This is a genomic window from Paraburkholderia flagellata, from assembly GCF_021390645.1.
In the GTDB taxonomy this organism is placed as follows: Bacteria; Pseudomonadota; Gammaproteobacteria; order Burkholderiales; family Burkholderiaceae; genus Paraburkholderia; species Paraburkholderia flagellata.
This window is the reverse complement of record NZ_JAJEJT010000002.1, coordinates 1,055,085-1,078,552: the sequence shown is the minus strand read 5'-3', so window position 1 is coordinate 1,078,552 and position 23,468 is coordinate 1,055,085. Positions and strand designations below refer to the sequence as shown.

The window sequence follows — 23,468 nt, the reverse complement described above, 5'->3', positions numbered from 1 at the left end:
CCTATTACCGTTGCTCACTCTCGGGCAGCAACCCAAGCGCTGCCCCCAACGCCCTGCCTCGCTCGCCCGCCATCAACTCGGCCAGCAACTCCGGCAGCGGCTTGCCGCCCCAGTCGAGTGCCCGCTTGAGCATATAAGGCACAGGGCTGTGCGGCTCATAGCGCATGAGGTAATCGGCGACAACGGCCAGCAGTCTGTACGCCTCATCGCGCGACTGAGGCCCATCGAGCCTTCCCGGCCCCTTCGGCTCCTGCCCCGCGCCAGCCGTAGCAACCTGAAGCGCAGCAGGCTCGACCACCGCCTGTTCCTGAATCGATGTGGCCTCAACCATCGGTACGTCCTCCCAGTCGGGATGCTTCGTGAGCCAGTCGCGCAACACGCTCTCCATGCGCTCCAGCGTCTCCAGCAGCGCCCCGAACGACGGCGCTTCCGCGCCGAGCCGCTGCGTGCACCACGCGTCCAGCTTCGCAATGGGCGCGCGCGCCGCGCGCAGCGCCTGCAACTGGTCGCGTAGCGCGGCGGGCGCGGCGTCGTGCGCGGCCTGCGACAGAGCCTGTGCCAACCGTGCGGCTTCCTCGCGCTTCGCTGCGGGCACGTCCTTGCGGTCCTTCACCGCAACGGCCTCGCGCTGCGCGCCCTGCCAGCGCGCAAGCGTCAGCGCAGATCCATCGGGTCCCGCGCACAGCGCGATACGCCCGGCGAGCAAGGTCGGGAACTGCTGGGCAACCCAGGCGAGCGGCGCGGCCCGAAACCCCAGGTCGCCGTCGCGCGGCAGTGGATGAATGTCGTCCCAATAGCGCACGCACAATTCGCTCAGCAATGCGAAGCAAGCTGGCAAGGCAGCACAACCATATCGCTGCAGCCAGCTCTCGCCGAGCCACGCGGCGAGCGTCAGGTCCTTGCTACGGCGCGCGAGGAGGTCCTCGCAGCCCGCTTCGACCGCAGCCCAATCGGCGACCTTGAGCGTGGTTTGCCAGATACCCGCTGGCAATGCCGGATCGTCCTCGCGGCGCGCCGCCTTGATCGCGTCGAAGGCGGCGTCGTGCAGCAGCGAGACGCCGGCTGGCGCGCCGCCCGGTATCGGTTGAACGAGTGCTTCGATGTCGAATGCCGGGTTCATCCGCGCCCCGCCTGGGTGTTCGAGTTGCTCGACGGATACGGTCCATAAGTCACCGCGGGCGTCCCGTACGCACTATAGCCCGGCGCCGCGTATGGCAGGTCGGGCCACGTGAGCGCCGTTTTCGACGCGCCCGTCATGCCCACGCGCATGAACATGCGCGCGGTTTGCGTGCCGCCGTTGCGGTCGCGCACCGGCACACTCAGCACCATGCGTGCGTTGCCCGCTCCCGTGCCGGTATCCACGCCGTCGTCCGGCACCGCATGCAGGCGCACGAGGCGCAACAGCGCCCATGTGTCGTTTGCCGCCCAGGTGGCGGCCTCGCCGTCGACGGAGAGTGTCGGCTGCGAAGCGTCCTGCATCGGCCGCCACGGGCCGTCCTTCGCCCAGCGCAAGCTGAGCGCGGCGGGCTGCCCCGGCGCCCAGCGCAGCGGCGTGCCAGCCACAGCGGGCCAGGCGAGCGTCTGGCTGCCGCTCGCGAGGGACCACTGGATCACCTGGTCCGCACCGGCTTCGTCCGCGCGATCGATGCGCCAGTCCACCGCCACGTCCACGCCCACGAGCGCGCCGTCCGCGCCGCGCGCCACCAGCGCGTCGAGCCAGGGCTTCGCGCGCGCGAGCTTCGCCAGAAACTGCGGCGCGCCCGCTTGCTGGCCGCCGCTCGCCGCTGCTGCGCTCATGCCGCGTTGCGCGTCCGCGAGTTTCGCATCGAGCAGTGCGACGAACCCCGCCGTCTGCCGCAGGTCGGCGGCCTGCGCATTCGCATCGGCGGAGAACGGGAAGCGCCCGGCCAGATAACGCGCGAAATAGCTGCGCAACTGCTCATAGGCCTCGCCGCCGGTGCCGATCTGCAGCCGGTAGCAGCGTTCGCGCGCGGACGAAACGAGCCGCATGCCCGCGCTCGAGACAATGTCGCCCGCGCCCGGCACATCGACCTGCGCGAGCGAGGCGCTGCATGTGTCGAGGTCCATCTTGTCGAGCTGGTTGGAGATGATCGACGGCACCGCCACGAGCGCGCTCGCCGGGCTGCGCGCGCGGTACTGCGCAAGGTCCGCGAAGAGCGCCTTCCAGCGCGCAACGAGCCGCGCGTCCGCGGTGGAGAGCGGCGGGTTCTGCGCCGTGAGCCAGTCGAGCGCGCTCGACGCGAGCGTGGCCGTGTCGGCCACCGCGCCCGCCTGGGCGGCGAGGTAGGTTTGCAGCGCTTCGGGCGTCGCGGCGCCAAACGCGCGCATCGACCCGCCGGCGCTGCCGTTCCAGGCCGAGAAGTCGCCGCGTACCGGCCGGAACGGTTCGAGTGATTGCACTTGCACATCGGTCGAGCGCAGCACGTCGAGTGCGGCGTCGCTGACGCGCAGGGCAACTGCCTGCGCGAGATCGGGGCGGCCAAGCGAGTCGAACGCTTCCACGAGATCCGTTGCGTTCTTGCGCAGCGTGTCGAAGGGTGCGCCCTGCGTTTGCGGCGCGTAGGCGACGTTGCGCGCCCCACCGGGCGCGGCAGGCGCCGAAAGCGCGGCCACCATGCTGTGCACGGTCGCGTTGCCTGCCGCGGCGAGCAGCGCGCCGCGCCACGCTTCGGGCGCCTGCGCAAGAAGACCCGCGGAATATTGCTTGTAGGCGGGCAGGACTGCGAGCGCGCGTTGCGCCGAGTCCGCATCCACGCTGCGAATTTCGGCCGCCGCGTTGCCCTCGCCAGCAACGAACGACTGGCCGAGCAGCGTGCGCAACGCATCGCGCAGCGGCAGCAGGTCCGGCGCCAGTTGCAGCCCCGTCGTCGGATTGGAAGCCAGCACGCCAGGCAGGTTGCCGCTCGCGAGCCAGCGCGCCGCGAATGCGCTTTGTTCGCTCTGCTCGTGCTCCAGCACGCTCGCCACCGGTGTCGCGCCGATCAGGCGCAGGCCTTTTGCCGTGTCGAAAGTCGCCGAGAGTCCGGGCACGAGTTCCTGGCCGTGCGTGCCCGCCCAACCGTGGTCGGCGGTATCGACCTGGGTTGCGAGCGTGTCGATGCGCGTGGCCAGTTCGGAGAGCGAAGCGGTGGTGGGAACCGCGCCAGGCGCCTTCAGATCGGCGAGCATGGCCTGGATTTGCGCGGCGTTCGTCGTGAGCGAGGAGTCCTGATAAATATCGTCGAACCAGTGATCGAAGGTCTCCTCGAAGCACACGCTCGCGCGCGCTTGCGCGGCGCGCGCCTCCGTGCCGTCGAACGGCAGTTGCCCGCCTTCCACTGCAGTCGCGCGCACCGCATCGTCGAGCCCCGCGCGGTCGGCCACATGATCGGGAGAAAAGCTCACGCCCACCGCGCCGCGCATGAGTTGCGCGAGCATCACGGTGTTGCCGGAGTCGCGCTCTACCAGTTCGTTGTAGTTCGTGATCAGCCGCTCGGTTTGCGCCGCGTTCGTGACGAGCCGCGTGCCCTGCGTGTACTCCGGCAGGTCCTGAGGACGCCGCGCGGCGGCTGCGAGGCTTGCGTTCTTGCCCGATGCAACGGCTGCGCCATCGCAGTTCAGATCGGCGAGACGGCTGACGAGCCGCGCGCGCAGCGGCGTGAACACGAGGCCGCTCAACACGTGGTATTGCGCGTCGTCGAGCCGGCGGTGCAGGCCGAAATACGACAGCGGCATGAACGGCGTGGCGAGCTGCCAGCGCGGCACCTTGACGAAGGCGGTCGCGGCGCTGCTCAGCGCGCTTGCCTGCGCCGCTTCGCTGCTGCTCGCGCCCGCTTCGTGCCATGCGACGCTCGCGAGCGCAAGCGCGTCGTAGCTGCCGGCGAGCGCGCGCGCGTCGCTGCGCACGTGCCACGTGGTCACGCCAAGCCCCACGCACCAGCACACGCCCAGCGCGATCGCGGCGAACGTGGCGATGCGGTAGCGCCGCATGCGCAGCGCGAGCACGCGCGGAATAGCGAGCGCAAGTCCCTGCCCCGGCATCAGCACGTCGTGCCAGAGACGCGATGCGAAAGCCGGCGCCGCCGCAGCGCGCGCCTCCCTGCGCGCCGCGTCCGTGATGGCGGGCTCTTCGCGCTCCTGCGCCTGCGGCATCGCGCCCACGCACCAGATGCCGCGCATGAGCGGCGCGGTGCCGTCGGCGGCGCCGCGCAGGGTGGGTTCGAGGTGCTCGCGCAATGGCTCGCGCAGCGTGTCGAGGCGCTGCGGCAGCAGGAACACGTCGCCATCGAGCGCGCCGTCGAGCGTGCCCATTTCGGTGACGGTCGCCGCGAGCGCGCGGCTCATGTCGGCGAAGGCTTCGTCCACCCAGGCGGGTTCGAACGCGCGCCGAGGCGCGTACGGCGATGCCCAGCCCAGCGGCGTTTCGATGCGCTCGCGACGCAGGCGTGCCGCGAGCGCATCGAAGCCGGGCAGCGCGTCGCAGCCCGTCACCACCACGTAGAGCGGCAGCATCTGCCCGAGCTGACGTTGCAGCGCGAGCACCGTGCGCGAGGCTTCGAGCGCCGCGTCGGTATCCGCGCGCGCTGTGCCGTTTTCGTCGATGAGCGTATCGAGTGCGATCACCCACACGAGCGCGTCGAGCGGACGGCCCGGCCGGTTGCGCAGCAAGCCACGCAGCAATCGCCCGCCGGTCGAGCCGCGCCGGCGCTCGGCGGCCGCGCGTGCGCCGAGCGAATCGCCCGGTTCAGCAATCAGAATGCCTTCCGCGTCGTGCCAGAGCCTGCCGAACCAGGCCGGCTCGCCAACGCTCGCGAGGCGCCAGCCGCGCGCCAGCGCGTCGAGCGCCGCCGGTGCGCCCGTGGCCAGCACGCGCGGCACCGAGTACGGGTCGCGCACGCCCATCGCGTTGTGCGCCGTGCGCATCATGGCGGTGAAATTGCGCAACGGCCTGCGTTCGTCGCGAGCGCGCACCCAGCGCACGACGAGCGCGGCAGCGAGACCCACGATCAGCAGCGCGATCAGAACGATAAGGACGACTATGAGTGTGGTCGTCATGGTCGGGCTCCCCGCGGCGTGGAGTCCGGCCCTTCCTCACTGGAGTCGTCGGCGTTCTGCACGCTCACCATGACGATGCGCCGCGCCGCGAGCGCAAGCGTGGCGGGCGGCGTCGTGGAAACCGTCGGCGCTGCGGGTGTGTCCTGCGTTTGCGGCACGCTCTGCAAATCTGCTGGCGCAGGCGGCGGCCGCAGTCTGCGGATCGTCCTCGCGCGCGGCAGCACCATGCCCGTGGTGCTCGTATGGCTGACCTGCGACGGACGCCCTTGCACCATCGACACCGTTTCAAACTGTTCGAGCGATGGGCGCACAGGCGCCGTCGCGTAGAGCCACAGCAGTTGCGACACGCCGAGCAGCACCGCGAATCCGCCGCCCACGAACAGCGCGAGGCGTGCGCGGTCTGGAAACATCTGCGTGAGCGGCCGTGTTTCGCGAGGCGCCAGCGCGGCGCGTTCGAGCGGCGCGCCGAGTCGGTTGGGCTCAGGGTCGCGCTGCATGGCGAAGGCGAACAGCGCATGGCGCAACTGGTCGTGGCGCAAGGCGCCCGCCTCGCCGCGCAGGCGGCCTCGAAAACCCAGCGTGAGGCAGGCGAGATAGACGTTGGCAAGGTCGCGCTGCGCCGGATCGCGCTGCGCGAGCAGCGATTCGATGGCGGCCGGAATGCGCTCGCCCGCCGCGCGCGTGCCGAAGATGCGCGCTTCGAGCGGCCAGGTCTCCCACACGCTCGCGCCATTCCACGCCGAAAACAGCAGCAATTCGTCGAGCAGCGCGACATAGGCGTATTGCGCGGCGGCGATGTCCGCTTCGCCCGCCGCGCCAGTCCACGCCATGGCGTCGCGCGCGAGCTTGCGCGTGGCGGACTGCAACTGCGTGGCGAGCGTGTCGGCTTCGCGCTGGGGATCGGCGGGTGGCTCCGCACCGGCGGCGTCTGCTGTATTCGCCGTGCTCACTGCGTGGGCGACTGCGCGCAGGCGCGCGTTCTCCGCGAAAGCGAACGCCACGACGAATGCGCGCATGAGCGGCAGGCGCTCCTCGCTCTGATCGCTGGCATCAAGCATTATCGGCTCCCGCGTGGCCTGCGTCGTCGGCGGCGTCGCCCGTGGGCGTGAAAAGCTGCACGGCCCAGGGCGCGCGGCCCGGCCCAGTCGTGCGGACTTCGATGCACAACGGCTGCGCGCGGTCGAACCATGCGTCCTCCACGGTCACGGCGAAGAGCGTCGTGTCGTCGCCCGTGGCGTAAGCGGCGCGCTCCTCGCGCGCGAGGCGCCGGCGCGCGAGGCCTCGCATGCGCTGCCGGGCGAGCGTCGGCACATAGGGCCTCGACGCGACGACGGCATGGTCGAGCCACACGCTCGCGTCGTGCTCGCCGGCGTCGGGCGGCATGCGCAATCCGATCACGAGTTCGCGCGCAACGTTGCCGCCGCTTTCGAACGGCGGCGCGATCCAGAAGCTGCCGCCCTCCTCGGTGAATGCGCGTACGCGATAACCCTGGCGGATCGTCGCGAGCGCTTCGTCCGCCCACTCGAGCAGCGGATCGAACGACGCGAGCAGCGCCATGTAATCGAACGTCGCGAATGCGGGCACGCCGCGCCCGGGCCGCAGTGCCGCGAGCGCGCCCGTCATGCCGGCAACGGCGCGATACAGTTCGGCGGGATGCGCGATGCCGGTGACGAGCGTCGCCTCCACTTCGGGCAGGCGGCTCCAGAGCGCGCAGAGCTGGCGCTCGATCTGCGCGGCGTCGTCGCGCTCCTCGGCACGTTGCGCCGCCTGCAGACGCCCGGCCAGGAACACGCATTTTTCGCGCACACGCAGCAGCAGCCGCATCACGCGTTGACCGAGCACCGAGTCGGCGCGCACGAAGGGACACGGCGGCGCGTAATCCGCAATCGCCACACCGCCGCCCTGCTGCCTCACACACATGAGCGGCAAGCGGTCGAATTCGTGACGGCCGAGATCCGTCATGAGGTGCAGGCGCGGCGACCACGTCGTGATCGAAGCCGGCTCGCCGCCCGAGACGAGATCGGGAACATCCGGACTCTCGCGTTGGGTGTAGCGCCCGGCCTGCGGATCCAGTTGTCCGCCGCGGTACAGCGGCGGCACCGCAAGATAGATCGTGAGCGCTTCATCCGGCGCGCTGAACGCGTGGCTCACGTCGATCTCCAGCACGGGGTCGTGCGGCGTGTGGCGAATGGCGAGGCCGTCGGCCAGGATCGCCTCCAGCGCGCTGATTCGCACGAGCCCCTGGGCAAGCCCCGCGGCGTCGTGCTCGAGCGAGAGCACGCCCCAATAGTGTGCGCGCGCGGCGCTCGCCAGCAGCGCGGCGTGTCCCGCCGCGTGCAGCGCCTGCGTCTGGAAATGCTGCGGCAGCAAGGGCATGCCGTCGAACCAGCAGACCGGATCGGGAAACGAAGTTCGCATGATGTGTTTGCTTTCTATTGCTAAACGTTTTCATCGTTCAGTGTTGCCGCGCCATTGCGTGACACATTCGCGTGACACATTGGCGTCACATCAATGTGAGGCCTGCACGCTCAGATCCTGGTCGCCAAGCAGCAGCAGCGCGTGAGCGGGCCCCGTGTCGAGCCTCACGCGATGCGCGCCCGGTGTCTGGTAATCCGCGAACACCACGACGCCTGCGCCACGCTTGCCACCAAACGGAAATGGGGCCGCCGCGATCTGCTGACCCGGCACGACCTCGAACGACACGACCGTGATGTCCTCGGGGTGATCGCGGCGCCATTGATCGCGCTGCGCGAACCACTTCGCCGAAGGCAGGCCCAGCAACGCGTCGAGCAATTGCGGATTGCGCACGAGCACGGCGTCCACGGCAATGGGCGTGTCCTGATTCGCTTGAATGGAAACGGCAATGGCCAGGGTATCCACCTGTACCTTGGGCAGCGACGAACACGCCGCGAGCATCTGCGCGAGCGCGAGCAGCACGAGCGTGGCTGCGCGCCAGCCGTGCGGCTGCGCGGCGCGCGACGCGCCGGCGATTAACGTGGTGAACACTGCGCAATCCCCATTGTGTGCGCCGCCTCTTGTCTGCGATGTCTCCTGCCCGCGCGCAGGAGAATTCATGCTAGTTCGTATTTCTAATCAAGACGCATGTTCCGCCGCGCAGCCTGTTTCGCGCGTAGTCTACAAGCGCCCAACACGTAATTGCAATAACGATTTATAACCGATCGATTCAAAAAGAATGCGTAAATAAATTTGAAAGGCGTTCAATCTATGCACAGTAAATATACTTTGAATTTCCCCGTTTACTGTCCTAAAGTCGTGACCGTCTATCTTCACGACTCGCGCGACGAAGGACAAGCTGAAGAACCATGCAGCGCGAACACTTAACGCCGTGAATGCTCTCGTCTGAAGAATCCCGAGCATGCTTTAGCTGTGTTTTTTCTGAAGGACCGGGAATGGCTCTGGCAATCGTTTCATTACGTTTTGCGGGCCATTGTCGTCTTAAAGAAAATGCATCATGAAAAAAGCGGATTGACGAAAAACACGCATCTCCTCCCGTTGCACAATGCAATAGAACAACGACCGCCACCGAGGTGACCATGGCCGACAGTACCCAGCACTGGTTCGAACGGAACCGCCCGCCGCGTGTCCAGATCACGTACGACGTTGAAACGGGCAATGCCATCGAAAAGCGCGAGCTGCCGCTCGTCGTGGGCATTCTTGCCGACCTGTCCGGCAAGCCTGTCGAGCCGTTGCCGAAGATGACGGAGCGCCGCTTCGTCGACATCGACCGCGACAATTTCAACGACGTGATGAAGTCGATCGGGCCGCGCGTGACGCTGCAGGTCGACAACACGCTCGCCGCCGACGGCAGCAAGATCAATGTCGAGCTGAAGTTCGAGCATATCGACGACTTCGATCCTGTGAGCATCGTTCAGCAGATCGGCCCGCTCAAACAGCTTTACGACGCGCGGCTGCGCCTGCGCGACCTCCTCACCAAGCTCGACGGTAACGACGAACTGGACAAGCTGCTCCAGGAAGTGGTGCACGACCCGAAGGGGTTGAGCGAAATCCGCTCGGCGCACCCGCAGGACACCCCGACTGCGCAGTTGCCGCCACCGGAGCCGGGCGACGCCGCTGCCCCTGCCAGCGACACGCCGGCCAGCTAAGCCCAACACGAGGAGACAACCATGTCCGATATTCAAGCCGCCGCGACCGCGCAGGCGGGTACGGTCACGCTGCTCGACCGCATCGTGCACGAAGGGCGTATGGCGCAATATGAGGAGCAGCAGCAGCACGCGCGCGAGCTGCTCGCCGAGTTCGCCCTGCAGGTGCTCGACAAGAACATGACCATCAGCCGCGACACCGTGGCGATGATCAACGACCACATCCGCAAGATCGACGAACTCATCAGCGAGCAACTCAACGAGGTGCTGCACCACCCCGAGATGCAGGCGCTGGAGTCGTCGTGGCGCGGGCTGCACTTTCTCGTGAAGGGCTCGGAAACGGGCACGCGCCTGAAACTGCGCCTCCTGAACGCTTCGAAGAAAGACCTGCAGAACGATCTCGAGAAGGCCATCGACGTCGACACCAGCGCACTCTTCAAAAAGATCTACGAAGAGGAATACGGCACGTTCGGCGGTTTTCCGTTCAGCGTGCTGGTGGGCGACTACTACTTCACACGCCAGACGCCCGACGTGAGCCTGCTCGAAAAGCTCGCCTCCGTGGCCGCCGCAGCGCATGCGCCGTTCATTTCGGCGGCGCACCCGCAACTTTTCGACATGGCGAGCTTTACGGAGCTGGGCGTGCCGCGCGATCTCTCCAAGGTCTTCGAGACGATCGACATGGCCCGCTGGCGCGAATTCCGCAAGAGCGAAGACTCGCGTTATGTCGCGCTCACGCTCCCGCACATCTTGATGCGGCGTCCTTATCATCCGGACAGCAACCCGGTGGAAGGCATGAACTTCTTCGAGGATGTCGACGGCACGGACCACTCGAAATATCTATGGGGCAACTCCGCGTACGCGCTTGCGCAGCGCGTTACCAACGCGTTCGCGCAATATAGCTGGTGCGCGGCGATTCGCGGCGTGGAAGGCGGCGGCGCCGTCGAGCGCTTGCCGGACCATATCTTCCAGACGGCCTCGGGCGACAAAGCCATGAAGTGCCCCACGGAAGTGGCGATCACTGACCGCCGCGAAAAGGAGCTCGACTCGCTCGGCTTCATCGCGCTCGTGCACAAGAAGAACGAGGGTCTTGCGGTGTTCTTCGGCGGCCAGACTGCCTGCAAGCCAGCGCTCTACAACACGCCCGAGGCCACGGCGAACGCGCGCATTTCGGCCATGCTGCCGTATATCCTCGCGGCGTCGCGCTTTGCCCACTACATCAAGGCGATCATGCGCGACAAGGTCGGCAGCTTCATGACGCGCGATAACGTGCGCAGCTACCTCAACACGTGGATTGCCGACTATGTGCTCGTAAACGACAATGCGCCGCAGGAAATCAAGGCGCAGTATCCGCTGCGAGAGGCGCGCGTCGACGTGACCGAGGTGCCCGGCAAGCCAGGTGCTTACCGCGCGACGGTATTCCTGCGGCCGCATTTCCAGCTCGAGGAACTCACCGCGTCGATCCGGCTCGTGGCAACGTTGCCGCCGCCGGCTGCCGCCTGACCCACCAGCGACGAAAGCGATTCGATGAAGATACGACGGCCAGGCGGCGCATGAGCGCCCCTGGTCCCTGAACGCGCCTGGCGCCGCGCACGTGGCCCGCGTGTTCCTTTACTGCTTCGGGAGCCGTAAATCATGGATTCGATCATTCTCGATCTGGGCAGCGACATCAAAGGCGAGTGCACGCTGGAAGGCTATACCGACAAGATCGAGTTGATGTCGTACAGTCACAATGTGGCGATGCAGGTGACGAACGACGTCAGCAATTCGGAGCGCACCTCGGGCAAGCCCCATATCGGCGAATTCACCGTCACGAAATTCGTGGACGTTTCCACGCCCACGCTCAACGAATATTGCTGCGGCGGCAAGGCCATCGCGAGCGCGACCGTCGTGGTGGGCCGCAACGCTGCCGAAAGCGACGGCAAAATCATGCCGTTCATCACCTATACGCTGAACAATGTCGTGCTGAGCAACGTGAGCGTGTCGGGCGGCGCGGGCGGCAAGCCGGTGGAAACGCTCTCGCTGAACTTCACGAAGATCAAGTGGGAACTCACCGCGCAAAAGGACGACGCCACCAAGGAAGGCACCGCGGCTTCCACGTGGGACCTGGCCGCGAACAAAGTCGTGAAGGCGGCAGGCTAGCGCGCGCCTGTGGCGAACGTCCGCCCCTTCATCGCCATCGCGCCCATGCCGCTCTTCGAGCGGCTGGCCGACGACGCGCCTTTCGACGCACACGAGTCCGTTGACGAACTTGCCGCGCGCACGCTCGACGCGGCCGGCCTGCGCGCGTCGGTTCGCTCGGAGTTGCTGCGCCTTCTCAATACGCGCCGCGGCACGCCGCGCGTGCCGCGCGCGCCGGACGTGCTGCTTTATGGCCTGCCCGACTGGAGCGGACAAAGTGCGGCGCGCGCGGAAGACCGGGCGGTCATCGAGCGCGAAGTGGCCGAGGCCATTCGCGCGTTCGAGCCGCGCCTTCACGGCCCGCGCGTGAAAATCGAAGCGGACGCAATGGCGCCTTGGCGCCTATGCCTGCGCATTCGGGGAACGCTGCGCGGCAGCGACGGTGTGGAGCACGTCGTCACCTATGTCGCCGGGCAGGACGGCGAAACGCAGTCCATCGGGATCGTCGATGAACGACTCGCTTGATGCGCAACTGCTCGACTACTACCAGCGCGAGCTGACTTATCTGCGCCGCGCGAGCGAAGGCTTTGCGCAGCGTTATCCGAAGATCGCCCGGCGGCTCGAACTCGGCCCCGGCGAAAGCGCCGATCCGAACGTCGAACGCCTGATCGAAAGCTTCGCCGTGCTAACTGCTCGCATCCAGCGCACGCTCGACGACGAATACACCACGCTCACGGATGGCCTGCTCGAACAGTTTTATCCGTATGCGTCGCGACCTGTGCCTTCCATGACGATCGTGCAGTTCGAGCCGGACCCGACGCAAGGCAGCATCGCTGCGGGATACCGCGTGCCGCGCGACACGCCTCTCATGCACGTGGACGCAAGCGGCACGACAATCCACTGGCGCACGAGCAGCGATGTCACGCTCTGGCCGCTCATGCTCGGCGCGGCCCAGTTGCTCGACGCCGAGGAAACGCAGGCGCTCACGGGTAACGCATCGCTCCAATCGGCGCTGCGTCTCACGCTGCGCGGGATTGGGCCACACAAGCTTGGCGCGCTGCCGATCGAGCGTTTGCGCGTGCGCCTCGCGGGTTCGCCCGTCACGTCCGCTGCGCTCTACGATCTGCTCGGCGCGCACAGCGCCGCCACCTGGCTGCAAGCGCCAGACGGAACGTTGCGCGAACAACGAGGTCTGCCCCGCCCGGTTGGCTTCGACGAGGATGACGCGCTCCTCCCGCTCGAAGACGGCGCGCATCCGGCCTGCCGACTGCTCGTCGAATACTTCGCATTTCCCGAGAAGTTCGCGTTTTTCGACCTGCCGTTCAAGCCGCCCGCCGATGCCGGTGAGAGCCTCGATCTCGTGATTGGCTTCACGGCCGCCCCGCGCGGACGCTTCACGTTGCACACGCACGATATCCAGCTCGGCTGCGCGAGCGCGCTCAATCTGTTCGCACGCACTTCAGAGCCGTTGCGGCCCGACGGCACGGCGCGCGAAATGCGCGTGAGTCCCGACGCGCATCGTGAATCGAGCACCGAGATCTACGCCGTGCGCAATGTGCGCGCCGTGGCCGGCCGCACGGTAACAGAAGTGGCGCCCTGGTATGGCTCGATGCACGGCGCGGATTCGGCCGTCTACTGGTACGCGCGGCGCGTGAGCGGCCTGCATGCGTCGCGCCCCGGCAGCGACGTCATGCTCACCTTCGTCGACACGCGCTTCAATCCCGCCGCGCCCGCGGCGCGCACGCTCACCGCGGACCTGTTGTGCACCAATCGTCATCTCGCGCATCGGCTGGCGCCGGGCGCCGCGCTCTCGTTCGAAGTGCCCGGTCCCGTGGCGAGGGTGCGCATTGCGCATCGCCCCACGCCGCAGATCGTGGCCGCGCTCGACGGCACGTCGCGCTGGCGTCTCGTGTCGCAACTCGTGCTCAACCACGCGTCGATCGTGGAAGGCCCGCAAGCGCTGCAGTCGCTGCGTGAAATGCTCATGCTCCACAATCTCGGCGCACACGCCCCCTCGCAGCGCCAGATCGCGGGACTCGTGTCGGTGTCGAGCGAACCGATCGTCGCGCATGTCGGCGCGGACCGCTGGCGCGGCTGGCGCAACGGACTTGGCGTGCGTATCGAACTCGATGAAGCGAGCTTCGTGGGCGCGAGCACCGTGCTCTTTTCCGGCGTGCTCGCGCAATTCTTCTCGCTCTATGCGAGCGTCAACCGTTTCGTACAGACCTCGCTCGTGCGCGACGGTCGGGAGATCCGCACATGGCGGCCGACGATGGGCAGCCCGCTCGTTCTCTGACGCAGCGGCTGTTCGACGAGCCGCATGTGTTCGAATTCACGCAGGCCGTGCGCCTGCTCGAATTGCTGCAGCCGCATGCCCAGCCGCTCGGCACCGGGCTCGACCCCAGCCAGGAAGCGCTCGCGTTGAGCGGCAATCTCTCTCCCGCGTTTCCCGCAAGCGCGCTCGGGCCATTGCGGCGCGGCCTGCCGCGCTCGCTCGCTTTTGCGCCACAGGCGGGCGAAGAACCCTCCGACCATGCCGCACCGCCGCAACTCCAGGTCAATGCGTTCGCGCTGGGCGGGCCGAACGGCCCACTGCCCGGTGCATGGCAGGAATGGCTGCAGGACCGCCTGCGCCGCAAAGACCGCTCGGCAGCGGCGTTTCTCGACATCTTCCAGCACCGGCTGCTGGCACTGCTCTATCGCGCGCAGCGCAAGTACCGCAGCGCCGAACCGCTGCCGGCCACCGCGCAGCGTTCGGCTGATGTCGTGCTGCGCGCGCTCACGGGCAACGCCTCACTGAGTTCGCTCGCATACGGCAACCCTGTGACGCAAGCGGCGCAAGAAGCGCCAGCGCCGCCCGAGCCGCTCGACATGCGCGCCGTACTGGCGCGTGCGGGCCTCTTTGCGAACCGCCGGCGTTCGCTCGCGGGCTTCGATGTCATGGTGCTTCATCACTTCCGCGTGCATGTGCGCTCCACGCCGTTCGCGGGCGGCTGGCGCACGCTGCCCCCCGCGAGCCGCACAGCCATCGGCTCGGGCGGCCGCAACCGGCGGCTCGGCCAGGACGCCGTTGCGGGCACGAGGATCTGGGACGAACACCAGGGCATCCGCGTGCGCCTCGGGCCGCTCCGACGTGAGCAGTACGAAGCATTGCTGCCGGGCGCGCCGGCTCATGAAGCGCTGCATTCGCTGGCCGCTGAGTGGTTCGGCGCCGAACTCAAAGTGCATCTCGAACTGCAGCTCGCAGCAGGCGAATTGCCGCGCGCGCGCCTTTCGCAGCACGTGCCGCCGCGGCTAGGCTGGACCGCCTGGGCAGGCGCGGCGGAATCGGCGCCTGCGCGCCTCACGTGCCTTGCGCCCGACGACATCCAGGGGCGTACCGCGCCGTGACGCTCGATCTCAAGACGCTCGTTGCGCGCCTCGAGCGCGAACCGCGCGAAGCGCTCGAACGCGCAGCGGCACAATGCCTGCGCGAGACGCATTTCGTGGTCGAAATCGAGCACTGGCTGCTCGCGCTCGCCGAACCCGAGGGCGGCGACTTCGCGTGCGTGCTGCCGCACTTCGGCGTGGACCGCGCCGCGCTGAGCGCCGAAATCCGCATGGCCATCGCGCGATTCAAACGCGGCAATACCGGCATGCCGTCGTTCTCGCCCGACCTGCTCGTGTGGCTCCAGGACGCGCTCGTGCAATCCACCGTCGTGCTCCAGCAGCCGCGCGTGCGTGCGGCGACGCTGCTCATCGCGCTGCTCGAAAACGACGCGCTGCGCGCACGCACCGTGCATGCGGCGCCGACGCTGCTGCGTGTGGCGAGCGCAGCGCTGCGCGCCAACTTCGCCGTCTGGCTCGCGCCCGGCGAGGCGGCGGTGCCGCTTGCGCCCGTTGTACCGATACCGCCGGACGTGCCGCTCGAAGCGGCCATAGCCGACAACGCGAGCATCCCCGCACTAGCTAGCGCCCTGGAGGCCGCCGCGCCCGCGTCCGCCCTGCTCGACCAATACACGCTCGACCTGACCGCCGAAGCGCGTGCTGGACGCATCGATCCGATCGTTGGGCGCAATGCGGAGATCCGCCAGACGCTGGACATCCTGTTGCGGCGGCGGCAGAACAACCCCCTGCTCGTGGGCGCGCCTGGCGTCGGCAAGACGGCCGTGGTCGAAGGTCTCGCGCTGCGCATTGCGGCGGGCGACGTGCCGCCGCCGCTTGCGGAGGTCTCGCTGCGCATGCTCGACCTCGCGCTGCTGCAGGCGGGTGCGGGCCTGAAAGGCGAATTCGAGAGGCGCCTGCGCGCGGTGATCGACGAGGCGCGGCACTCGCCTCGGCCGGTCGTGCTCTTCATCGACGAGGCCCACACGATGATCGGCGCGGGCGGTGCGGAAGGCGGCAGCGATGCCGCGAACCTGCTCAAGCCCGCTCTTGCGCGCGGCGAACTGCGCACGATCGCGGCCACGACGTGGCTCGAATACAAGAAGTACTTCGAGCGCGATCCGGCACTTGCGCGGCGCTTCCAGCTCGTCCAGATCGAAGCGCCTGACGAGCCGACGGCCATCGCCATGCTGCGCGCGCTGGCGCAAAAATTCGAAGCGCATCACAACGTGACGATCCTGGACGCCGCCATCGTCGATGCGGTGAAGCTCTCGCACCGGTACATTTCGGCGCGCCAGTTGCCCGACAAGGCGATCGCCGTGCTCGACACGGCGTGCGCGCGCGTCGCGCTGGCGCAGCACGACACGCCGCCGCAACTCGAAGCGGCCCGGCACCGGCAGCTCGCGCTCGACGACGAACTGCTGCGCCTGCGCACGGAAACGGTGCTCGGCGCGAACCACACACAGCGCCTCGCCGTGCTCGAAGCCGAACATGCGCATAACGCAGCGCTCGTCGAGACGCTGGAAGCGCGCTGGCACGACGAGGCGGCGACCGTACGCGAGATTCTCGCGGTACGCGCGCGCCTCGTCGCACTCGACGCCGAATCTCGCGATCCATCCAAAGCCGGCGCGCAAGAACCGCCAGAGAGCGAAGATGCGAACGAAAGCAACGAAGCCGCCGACCCGCGCGAAGACCTCGCCGCCGAACTGGCGCGCCTCGAAAGCGGCCTCGAAGCGATTCGCGACGACGACCCCATGGTCCCGGTGTGCGTGGATTCGAAAGCCATCGCTGCCGTGATCGCGAGCTGGACCGGGATTCCGGTGGGCAAGATGCTTGCCGACGAAGCCCACGCCGTGCGCACGCTCAAGGGCCGCCTCGCACAGCGCATCGTCGGACAAGACGCTGCGCTCGACCGCATCGCGATGCGCATCCAGGCGTGGCGCGCGGGACTCGCCGACCCGTTGCGCCCGGTCGGCGTATTCCTGCTCGTGGGGCCGACGGGCGTCGGCAAGACCGAGACGGCCTACGCCCTCGCCGACGCGCTCTATGGCGGCGAGCGCAATCTCATCGTGATCGACCTCGCGGCGTACCAGGAAGCGCACGCCGTCTCGCAGTTGCGCGGCGCGCCGCCGGGCTACGTGGGCTATGCGAGCGGCGGCCAGCTCACTGAGGCAGTGCGTAGGCGTCCTTATAGTGTCGTGCTGCTCGACGAGATCGAAAAAGCGCATGTCGATGTGCTCGAAGCCTTCTATAACGTGTTCGACAAGGGCGTGATGGAAGACGGCACTGGGCTCGTGGTGGATTTTCGCAACACCGTGATCCTCGCGACCAGCAACGTGGGCGCCGAACTGCTGCTCAATACGCCGGCCGCGACGCTCGCCACCGACGCCTTTTCGCGGCGGCTGCACGAGGAATTGCGGCAGGCGTTTCGCCCCGCGTTCCTCGCCCGCATGACCGCCGTGCCGTATGCCGCGCTCGACGACACCGTGTTGCGCGCTATCATCGAAAAGAAGCTCGAACAACTGCGCACGCGCTACCGCGACGCCACGGGCAAGCAGTTCGCGTTCGACAGCCGGATCATCGATGCCGTGCTCGCGCGCTGCCGCGCCGCGGGCGGCGCGCGCGAGATCGACAACGTGCTCATGAACGAGCTGGTCGGCACGCTCGCGCAGTGGGCGCTCGAATGACGACGCACACGACCCGAACATAATCCAGACGATGAACCGCCCCATTTTCGCCGCTACCGATGCACGCATCAGCCTCACCGGAAGTGCGTTCAGCACGCTTTTTCCCGCCAGTTTCGATGCGCGCGAGGCACTGGACGCCCCCACCGCACTGACGCTGCGCGCCCATGGAGGATTGCCGCCACCCGCGCCTTCGGGCATGACCGGCAATCATGCAACGCTCTCGCTCGCGTGGGGCGAGTCGCCGCGCCTCATCGATGCCGTGTGCACGCGCGCCGCGCAGTTGCCCTCCACGGTGGACACGAGCCACTTCACGCTCGAGTTGCGCTCGTGGCTCTGGCTCCTCACGCTCTCACGAAATAACCGCATATTTCAGGGTAAAAACGCTCAGGAAATCATTCAGGCGGTATTGGCGGGTCACAGCTTGACGGACTACTCGTTCTCGGTCACGGGCACCCCTGCCACGCGCGAATGGTGCGTGCAGTACGCGGAGTCCGACTTTGCGTTCGTCAGCCGTCTTTGTGAGGAGGAAGGCTGGTTTTATTTTTTCCGCCACGATACAGGTAGCCATACACTCGTTATTGCCGACAGTAACGACGCCTTCACGCCGCTGCCCGGCGACGCGACGCTGCACTACACGGGCGGCACGAGTGGCGCGCGCGAATCGACGCAGATCGTTCACTGCGAGGTCGTCGAAGAAACGGCCACCGGCATCTTCTCGCATACCGATTACGCATGGGAAACGCCGAGCGCACAACTCTATTCGCAGGCGCAAGCGGCATCGAACGGACACGGCGTGTACGAGTATCCGGGACGCTACGCTACCAGCGGCGATGGCTCCACGCTTTCAAAGCATCGTGTGGACGCATTGCGCGCGCCCACACGGCTGCTCATAGGCGAAAGCGATTGCCGCGCGCTCGCGCCGGGCTGCCGCTTCACGCTGGCAGATCACGAATCGAGCGACGCCAACATCGAATGGGTCGTGCGCAGCGTGGTCCACGAAGCCGATCACAACCGCTATCGCAACCGCTTCGAAGCGTTTCCCTTTGCGACGGCCTGGCGCCCCGCACGCACGACGCCGCGGCCCTTCATGCCCACGCAGACCGCGACGGTGGTCGGCAAGAGCGGCGAGGAATTGTGGACCGATCAGTATGGCCGCGTGAAGGTTCAATTTCACTGGGACCGTGACGGCCAGAACGACGAGCAGAGTTCATGCTGGATTCGCGTGGCGCAGCCCTGGGCGAGCAAGCGCTTTGGCATGCAGTTCATGCCGCGCGTGGGCGACGAGGTCGTGGTGACCTTCATCGACGGCGATCCCGACCGGCCGCTCATCACCGGCAGCGTCTATAACGGGGCGAACTTGCCGCCCTATACGCTGCCCGACAACCAGACGCAGTCCGGCATCAAGACGAATACCTCGAAGGGGGGCAACGGCTTCAACGAACTGCGCTTCGAAGACAAGCAGGACAGCGAAGAAGTTTTCCTGCAGGCGCAGAAGGACTTGAATGCCAAAGTAATCAACGACGCCACGTGGACCATCGACCACAACGAAACCAGCACGATCAAGAACGACCGTACACATACGATCAAGGAAGGCAACGATACGCTTTCGGTCGAACAAGGCAACCGCAGCACGACGGTGAAGACCGGCGACGAAACGGTCGACATCAAAGGCGCGCGCACCGTGAAAGCTGGCGGCAACGAAACGCGCACGGTGGGCGGCAATCTCGATCAGACCGTGACGGGCAACATGACGCTCACCGTGGACGGCAACCTCACCATCAAGGTAAGCGGAACGCTCACCTTGCAAAGCACGGGCAACCTCACGGCGAAGAGCGATGCATCGCTTACGAATCAGGCTGCTGTGGCGCTCACGAATCAGGCCGGGACATCGCTCACCAACAAATCGGACGGCACGCTTTCGAACGAGGCGCAGAGCGTGACGAACAAGGGCGCCGTGCAGCAGACGGTGGACGGAGGCGGCATGCTGGTGGTCAAGGGCGGCATTGTGAAGATCAACTGAGGCGAACATGGAGACGATTCAGCCGGTCACAATAGAACGCGACGACACGCGCATCGAAGGCTCGACGCTGGGCGGCGTGCTGCACGGTCCGGTTCGCATCGAGTCCGAAGGCCGTCCCGTGGCGATGATTCGTTATGCAAACGGTGTGCTCAGCGGTCCAGCCACCTACTTCTATCCTGAGGGTAGCCCCTCGGCGCAGGTGCAATATGCGAGCGGCAAGCTCGACGGCAAAACGCTTTTCTATTTCCCCGACGGCAAGATCCAGCGCGAGGCCCACTACGCGCACGGCGTGCTGCACGGCATTTCGCGCACGTGGCTGGCCGACGGCACGCTGCTTGAAGAAGCGCATTACCGCAACGGCAAGCTGCATGGCGTCTTGCAACGCTTCCATCCGAATGGGTCCCTCGCGCTGCGGCAACCGTTCAACGCGGGAAAGCCGCTCGAAGCCGCGAAACGCTATACCGACGACCGCCGTCCGATAGCGGCGGACGGCAAGCCGCTGCCACGCTGGAAGCAGTGGTGGCAATCGCTCGCCAATCCGTCTTCGGCCTGATTCCGGCCTGCAAAGCCCGCATGGCAACACGAAAAGGAGCCACACGATGACAAGTCCACAAGTCTGCGCCGGCGCCACACTCCAATGTTCCTTTGGCGGCGCGCCAGGCACGCTGAACGTTATGCCTGTCAATCGTGTGCTCGTGGGCGGGGTGCCTGCCGCGACGATTGCCGACTCGATTCCCGTCGCCAATATCACGCCGTTCGCCCTGTGCCAAAGCCCGGCGAACCCCACGGTGATCGCCGCAACTGCCGCTGCCCTGGGCGTTTTCACGCCCATGCCCTGCGTTCCGGCAACGCCGTCGCCATGGATTCCTGGTGGTGCGCCAACCGTCACGCTCGGCGCTATGCCGACGCTGGATGCTCAGGCTACGCTCGTTTGCATGTGGGGCGGCGTGATCAAGGTGGTTCAGCCGGGGCAGGTTTCTACGCTCGTGCCGTAAAGCGTCCCGTTGCGAATACAGCCATCGCCGGGGGGGACGAAACTCGGACCTGAGCGAACTGGGTGTGCTTTCATTTTGCGATCAGGCTTCGCACATAAAGTTTAATTACATACGCTCATTTCCTCCTACGAAATGCTGGCGCAATTTCTTCATAAGACGCTTCACTGGAAAATTGTTCCCACAACAAGTAGCAATCAGCGATTTCGTTTACCTATACTCGTTTGACTCTGCAAGGCAGCCCCATTTTCCGAACACCAACAAAAACGGAGCGTGAAATGCGAGCAGCGATTCTTAAGACGGGTTGGGTACTGCTGGCTTTCTTTTTGTCGAGCGCCAGCGTTGTCGTGCAGGCCGGTTCAACCTGCAGCGGTTTGAGCTGCTTTTTCCGCGGCCAGTTGGTCGAGCAACGAACGAGCTTGCGCCTGAGCGCGGGTGACTTCACGAAGCTTTTAGGAACGAACGCTACGGGCCAGCAATTGCTGCAGGTCGCCGGCACGCCGCGCTGCGATATCGAAATCAAGTACTTCCGCTACCTCACGATAGGCGGCGCAGGAGAACCCACGATGTCCAGCGCCGCGCTGATGATTCCTGGCGGCGGCGCCTCGTGTACGGGTCCGCGCCCCCTCATGCTGTATGCGCACGGAACGACTACCTACCGCAACTACAACATCGCCGACATTACCCAAACGGACCCGGCCAACGGCGACGGCGCCGGCGAAGGCATTGCCGTGGCGGCGATTTACGCGGCGCAAGGGTATATCGTCGTGGCAAGCAACTATGCCGGCTACGCAGGCTCGCCATTGCCGTACCACCCCTATCTGAACGGTGACCAGCAGTCGGCCGATATGATCGATTCGTTACGCGCGGCCCGCTTCGCGATGGCCCTTCCCGACCCGGCAAACAAGACGCGAGAGAACGGCAAGCTGTTCGTCACCGGCTATTCGCAGGGCGGCTACGTGGCGCTCGCCACCCATCGCGCGTTGCAGGCCGCCGGGATCAACGTCACGGCCTCCGCACCCGGCTCGGGCCCGTACGCGCTCGGCGCGATGGCGGACGCGCTGGTCCAGGGCGAGGTCGACCTCGGCTCGACGATTTTTACGGTGCTGGTGACCACGAGCTACCAGCACGCATACGGCAATATCTATCGCAAGCCAGGCGACTTTTTCGAGGCGGCCTATGCCCCCGGCATAGAAAGTCTGCTGCCGAGCGTCACGTCGATGGATGCGTTGTTCGCCAGCGGAAAATTGCCCGCAACGCAACTCTTCAGCAGCACGCCGCCTGCGCCGCAGTTCGCTTCGTTGACGCCGCCTCTTGCGCCACCCCTCGCGCCTGCTCAATTGACGCCGCTATTCGCGTTGGGATTCGGCACAGCGAATCTCGTGCGCAATAGCTATCGTCTGAGCATCCTCGAAGACCAGATCGTCAACCCGGATGGCGCGTATCCCACGCCGAGCGCTGCGATGGCCCCGGCTGCGACTCCGGCTCAGCCGCTGCGGCAGGCTTTCAAGCGCAACGATCTGCGCAACTGGGTGCCGCGCTCACCCGTGCTGCTATGCGGTGGCCACCTCGACCCGACCGTGTTCTTCTTCAACGCGGCGATCGAACAGGCCTACTGGAAAAACGCCAAAGTTGCGCCGGGCCTGACGAGCGTGCTGGACGTCGATTCCGCGCCTGTCGCGAACGATCCGTTTGCCGCAGTGAAGGCAGGCTTTGCTCAGGCCGAAGCGGCAGTCGCCGCACAGGCGGTCCAGGCGGGCGCCACGGATGGCGGCATGTCCGCCGTCCTCCAGGACTACCACGGCGGCATCGTCGCGCCGTTCTGCATGGTCGCGGCGCGCGGCTTCTTCGGCAACTTCTGACTGACGGGTAAGTATCGAGTTACCGCGAAAATCACGGTATCAATCGCGAGTTTCGGAGGCCAGGACGATGGGATGCAGTGAAGCAGAATCCATTTACCTGGCCTGCAGATTTCAACGGAATCACCTTGGTTAAGATGTACGACGAGCTACTGCCGTCGTTCATCGCGAATCGGCGATTCCAGATCGCTGGAGACAAAGTTCAGCAAACGTGCCCACGCCCGTTCGAAGATGTGTCGTGAAACGCAGGATAGCTGACGGTCTAGTATGGCTAGTATCGGGGTGATCACCCGCCATTCGTCAACCGCAATTGACCAACCCTCCCCGCTCTCCTGCCGATCGACGATTTTGCCGAGTGCCTGTTCTGCGCAGGTGAATAACACTGGGGTGACGTCTTTCAGTTCACCATCGATGAAGTATGAGAGATAAATTGCCCTCAACAGGCAACTCATTTGATAGAAGTCGCCGCGACCTGCGCGAAGCGTCGCCAGGGAAAGATGATGCTCGAGTGACAAGGCCAGGACGCGTGACTCAGGCAGCGGCAGGAGCATTGCCTTTGTCAAAAATGGCCTGCCTGCCTTCACCGGACGGGTTCTCATCTGCTTAGCCAAGCCTCTGACTTTCGCCTTTTCGCGATTTGGCCTGGAATAGAGTCGTCGAACCAACCGCTTCGACTACGACGCGACCCGTTCCTGTTCTCTGTATCCCCAATGCGGATGCCGCAGCGTATGAAAGATCGATGATTCGATGGGAGCAAAACGGTCCGCGATCGTTGATACGGACGGTGACGGATTTTCCAGTACGCTCAAGTGTCACTCGCACATACGAACCGAGCGGCAAGGTTCTGTGCGCGGCGGTCATGGCGTTCGTGTTGAAGCGCTCGCCGTTTGCCGTGCGACGACCGTTAAACGCGCGTCCATACCACGAGGCAACGCCCGACTGGCGGAACACGCGTTGTCCCAGTGCGCTGTCGCGCGACGTTTCAGGAGAAACGGCGCCCGGATGTTCGGATTCCGGATGATCGTTGCTTCCAGAGTCATTGCGCGGTGCCGTGACCTTCGAATTGTGGGCCAGGGGGTTCCGCGCGCAGCCGGCCAGCACAGCCGCCGCAGACATCATGATGGCCAACCTGATATGACGCGTCTTTCTGATCACGGGATTAACCTGTGTTGTCTATGAATACGGCAGGTCGATACAGAGCTGGATGACATGCGTTGCAGTCGCCTCGAAGAACCGTCTGCTTGAGCGGTCTT

General features: G+C 66.0%; 18 protein-coding genes. 11 read left to right on the top strand and 7 right to left on the bottom strand.

Translation table 11 applies throughout. The features are described 5' to 3' along the window. Positions 1 to 4: 4 nt before the first annotated feature. The 5 genes from tssA to L0U83_RS19195 all read right to left on the bottom strand — a co-directional run bounded on the left by tssA (position 5) and on the right by L0U83_RS19195 (position 8,061). Positions 5 to 1,120 carry a type VI secretion system protein TssA gene (gene tssA / locus L0U83_RS19215; protein ID WP_233885516.1) on the bottom strand — a complete coding sequence of 372 codons (1,116 nt, stop codon included), beginning with the start codon at positions 1,118 to 1,120 and terminating at the stop codon, positions 5 to 7. Then, positions 1,117 to 5,055, bottom strand: coding sequence for a type VI secretion system protein (locus L0U83_RS19210; protein ID WP_233885515.1), 3,939 nt, complete (start codon positions 5,053 to 5,055; stop codon positions 1,117 to 1,119). The genes tssA and L0U83_RS19210 overlap by 4 nt, the downstream gene beginning before the upstream one ends. After that, entirely contained in the window at positions 5,052 to 6,113 is a 1,062-nt protein-coding gene (locus L0U83_RS19205) for a DotU family type IV/VI secretion system protein (RefSeq protein ID WP_233885514.1), read from the bottom strand. Before L0U83_RS19205 ends, L0U83_RS19210 begins: the two co-directional genes overlap by 4 nt. After that, positions 6,106 to 7,473 (bottom strand): type VI secretion system baseplate subunit TssK, encoded by a 1,368-nt coding sequence (gene tssK, locus L0U83_RS19200; RefSeq protein WP_233885513.1) that lies wholly within the window; start codon positions 7,471 to 7,473, stop codon positions 6,106 to 6,108. The genes L0U83_RS19205 and tssK overlap by 8 nt, the downstream gene beginning before the upstream one ends. A 90-nt stretch (positions 7,474 to 7,563) precedes the next feature. Further along, positions 7,564 to 8,061 carry a hypothetical protein gene (locus L0U83_RS19195; protein WP_233885512.1) on the bottom strand — a complete coding sequence of 166 codons (498 nt, stop codon included), beginning with the start codon at positions 8,059 to 8,061 and terminating at the stop codon, positions 7,564 to 7,566. Between the two features lie 548 nt (positions 8,062 to 8,609). Here L0U83_RS19195 and tssB point away from each other — a divergent pair. The 11 genes from tssB to L0U83_RS19140 all read left to right on the top strand — a co-directional run bounded on the left by tssB (position 8,610) and on the right by L0U83_RS19140 (position 22,218). Further along, positions 8,610 to 9,179, top strand: a complete 570-nt coding sequence (tssB, locus tag L0U83_RS19190) for a type VI secretion system contractile sheath small subunit (protein ID WP_233885511.1) — start codon at positions 8,610 to 8,612, stop codon at positions 9,177 to 9,179. A gap of 21 nt (positions 9,180 to 9,200) precedes the next feature. After that, on the top strand, positions 9,201 to 10,676 hold the full coding sequence (tssC, locus tag L0U83_RS19185) for a type VI secretion system contractile sheath large subunit (RefSeq protein ID WP_233885510.1): 1,476 nt from the start codon (positions 9,201 to 9,203) through the stop codon (positions 10,674 to 10,676). 132 nt (positions 10,677 to 10,808) lie between these two features. Beyond that, positions 10,809 to 11,315, top strand: coding sequence for an Hcp family type VI secretion system effector (locus L0U83_RS19180; RefSeq protein ID WP_233885509.1), 507 nt, complete (start codon positions 10,809 to 10,811; stop codon positions 11,313 to 11,315). A 9-nt stretch (positions 11,316 to 11,324) separates the two neighbouring features. Then, complete coding sequence (tssE, locus tag L0U83_RS19175) at positions 11,325 to 11,819, top strand: type VI secretion system baseplate subunit TssE (protein WP_233885508.1); 495 nt, start codon at positions 11,325 to 11,327, stop codon at positions 11,817 to 11,819. Further along, positions 11,803 to 13,590 (top strand): type VI secretion system baseplate subunit TssF, encoded by a 1,788-nt coding sequence (gene tssF / locus L0U83_RS19170; protein WP_233885507.1) that lies wholly within the window; start codon positions 11,803 to 11,805, stop codon positions 13,588 to 13,590. Before tssE ends, tssF begins: the two co-directional genes overlap by 17 nt. Next, positions 13,554 to 14,684, top strand: a complete 1,131-nt coding sequence (gene tssG, locus L0U83_RS19165; RefSeq protein WP_233885506.1) for a type VI secretion system baseplate subunit TssG — start codon at positions 13,554 to 13,556, stop codon at positions 14,682 to 14,684. Before tssF ends, tssG begins: the two co-directional genes overlap by 37 nt. Next, positions 14,681 to 17,344, top strand: coding sequence for a type VI secretion system ATPase TssH (tssH, locus tag L0U83_RS19160; RefSeq protein WP_233885505.1), 2,664 nt, complete (start codon positions 14,681 to 14,683; stop codon positions 17,342 to 17,344). The genes tssG and tssH overlap by 4 nt, the downstream gene beginning before the upstream one ends. Positions 17,345 to 17,375: 31 nt before the next feature. Next, entirely contained in the window at positions 17,376 to 19,364 is a 1,989-nt protein-coding gene (locus tag L0U83_RS19155) for a type VI secretion system Vgr family protein (RefSeq protein ID WP_233885504.1), read from the top strand. 7 nt (positions 19,365 to 19,371) lie between these two features. After that, positions 19,372 to 19,917, top strand: a complete 546-nt coding sequence (locus L0U83_RS19150; protein ID WP_233885503.1) for a toxin-antitoxin system YwqK family antitoxin — start codon at positions 19,372 to 19,374, stop codon at positions 19,915 to 19,917. A gap of 46 nt (positions 19,918 to 19,963) precedes the next feature. Next, positions 19,964 to 20,359: a DUF4280 domain-containing protein gene (locus L0U83_RS19145; protein WP_233885502.1), complete on the top strand. Its 396-nt coding sequence runs from the start codon at positions 19,964 to 19,966 to the stop codon at positions 20,357 to 20,359. Between the two features lie 275 nt (positions 20,360 to 20,634). Further along, complete coding sequence (locus L0U83_RS19140; RefSeq protein WP_233885501.1) at positions 20,635 to 22,218, top strand: alpha/beta hydrolase family protein; 1,584 nt, start codon at positions 20,635 to 20,637, stop codon at positions 22,216 to 22,218. 146 nt (positions 22,219 to 22,364) lie between these two features. Here the strand turns inward: L0U83_RS19140 and L0U83_RS19135 are convergent, their stop codons facing one another. Next, complete coding sequence (locus L0U83_RS19135; RefSeq protein ID WP_233885500.1) at positions 22,365 to 22,814, bottom strand: hypothetical protein; 450 nt, start codon at positions 22,812 to 22,814, stop codon at positions 22,365 to 22,367. A gap of 4 nt (positions 22,815 to 22,818) precedes the next feature. Further along, on the bottom strand, positions 22,819 to 23,370 hold the full coding sequence (locus L0U83_RS40700) for a septal ring lytic transglycosylase RlpA family protein (RefSeq protein WP_308445052.1): 552 nt from the start codon (positions 23,368 to 23,370) through the stop codon (positions 22,819 to 22,821). Positions 23,371 to 23,468: the final 98 nt, after the last annotated feature.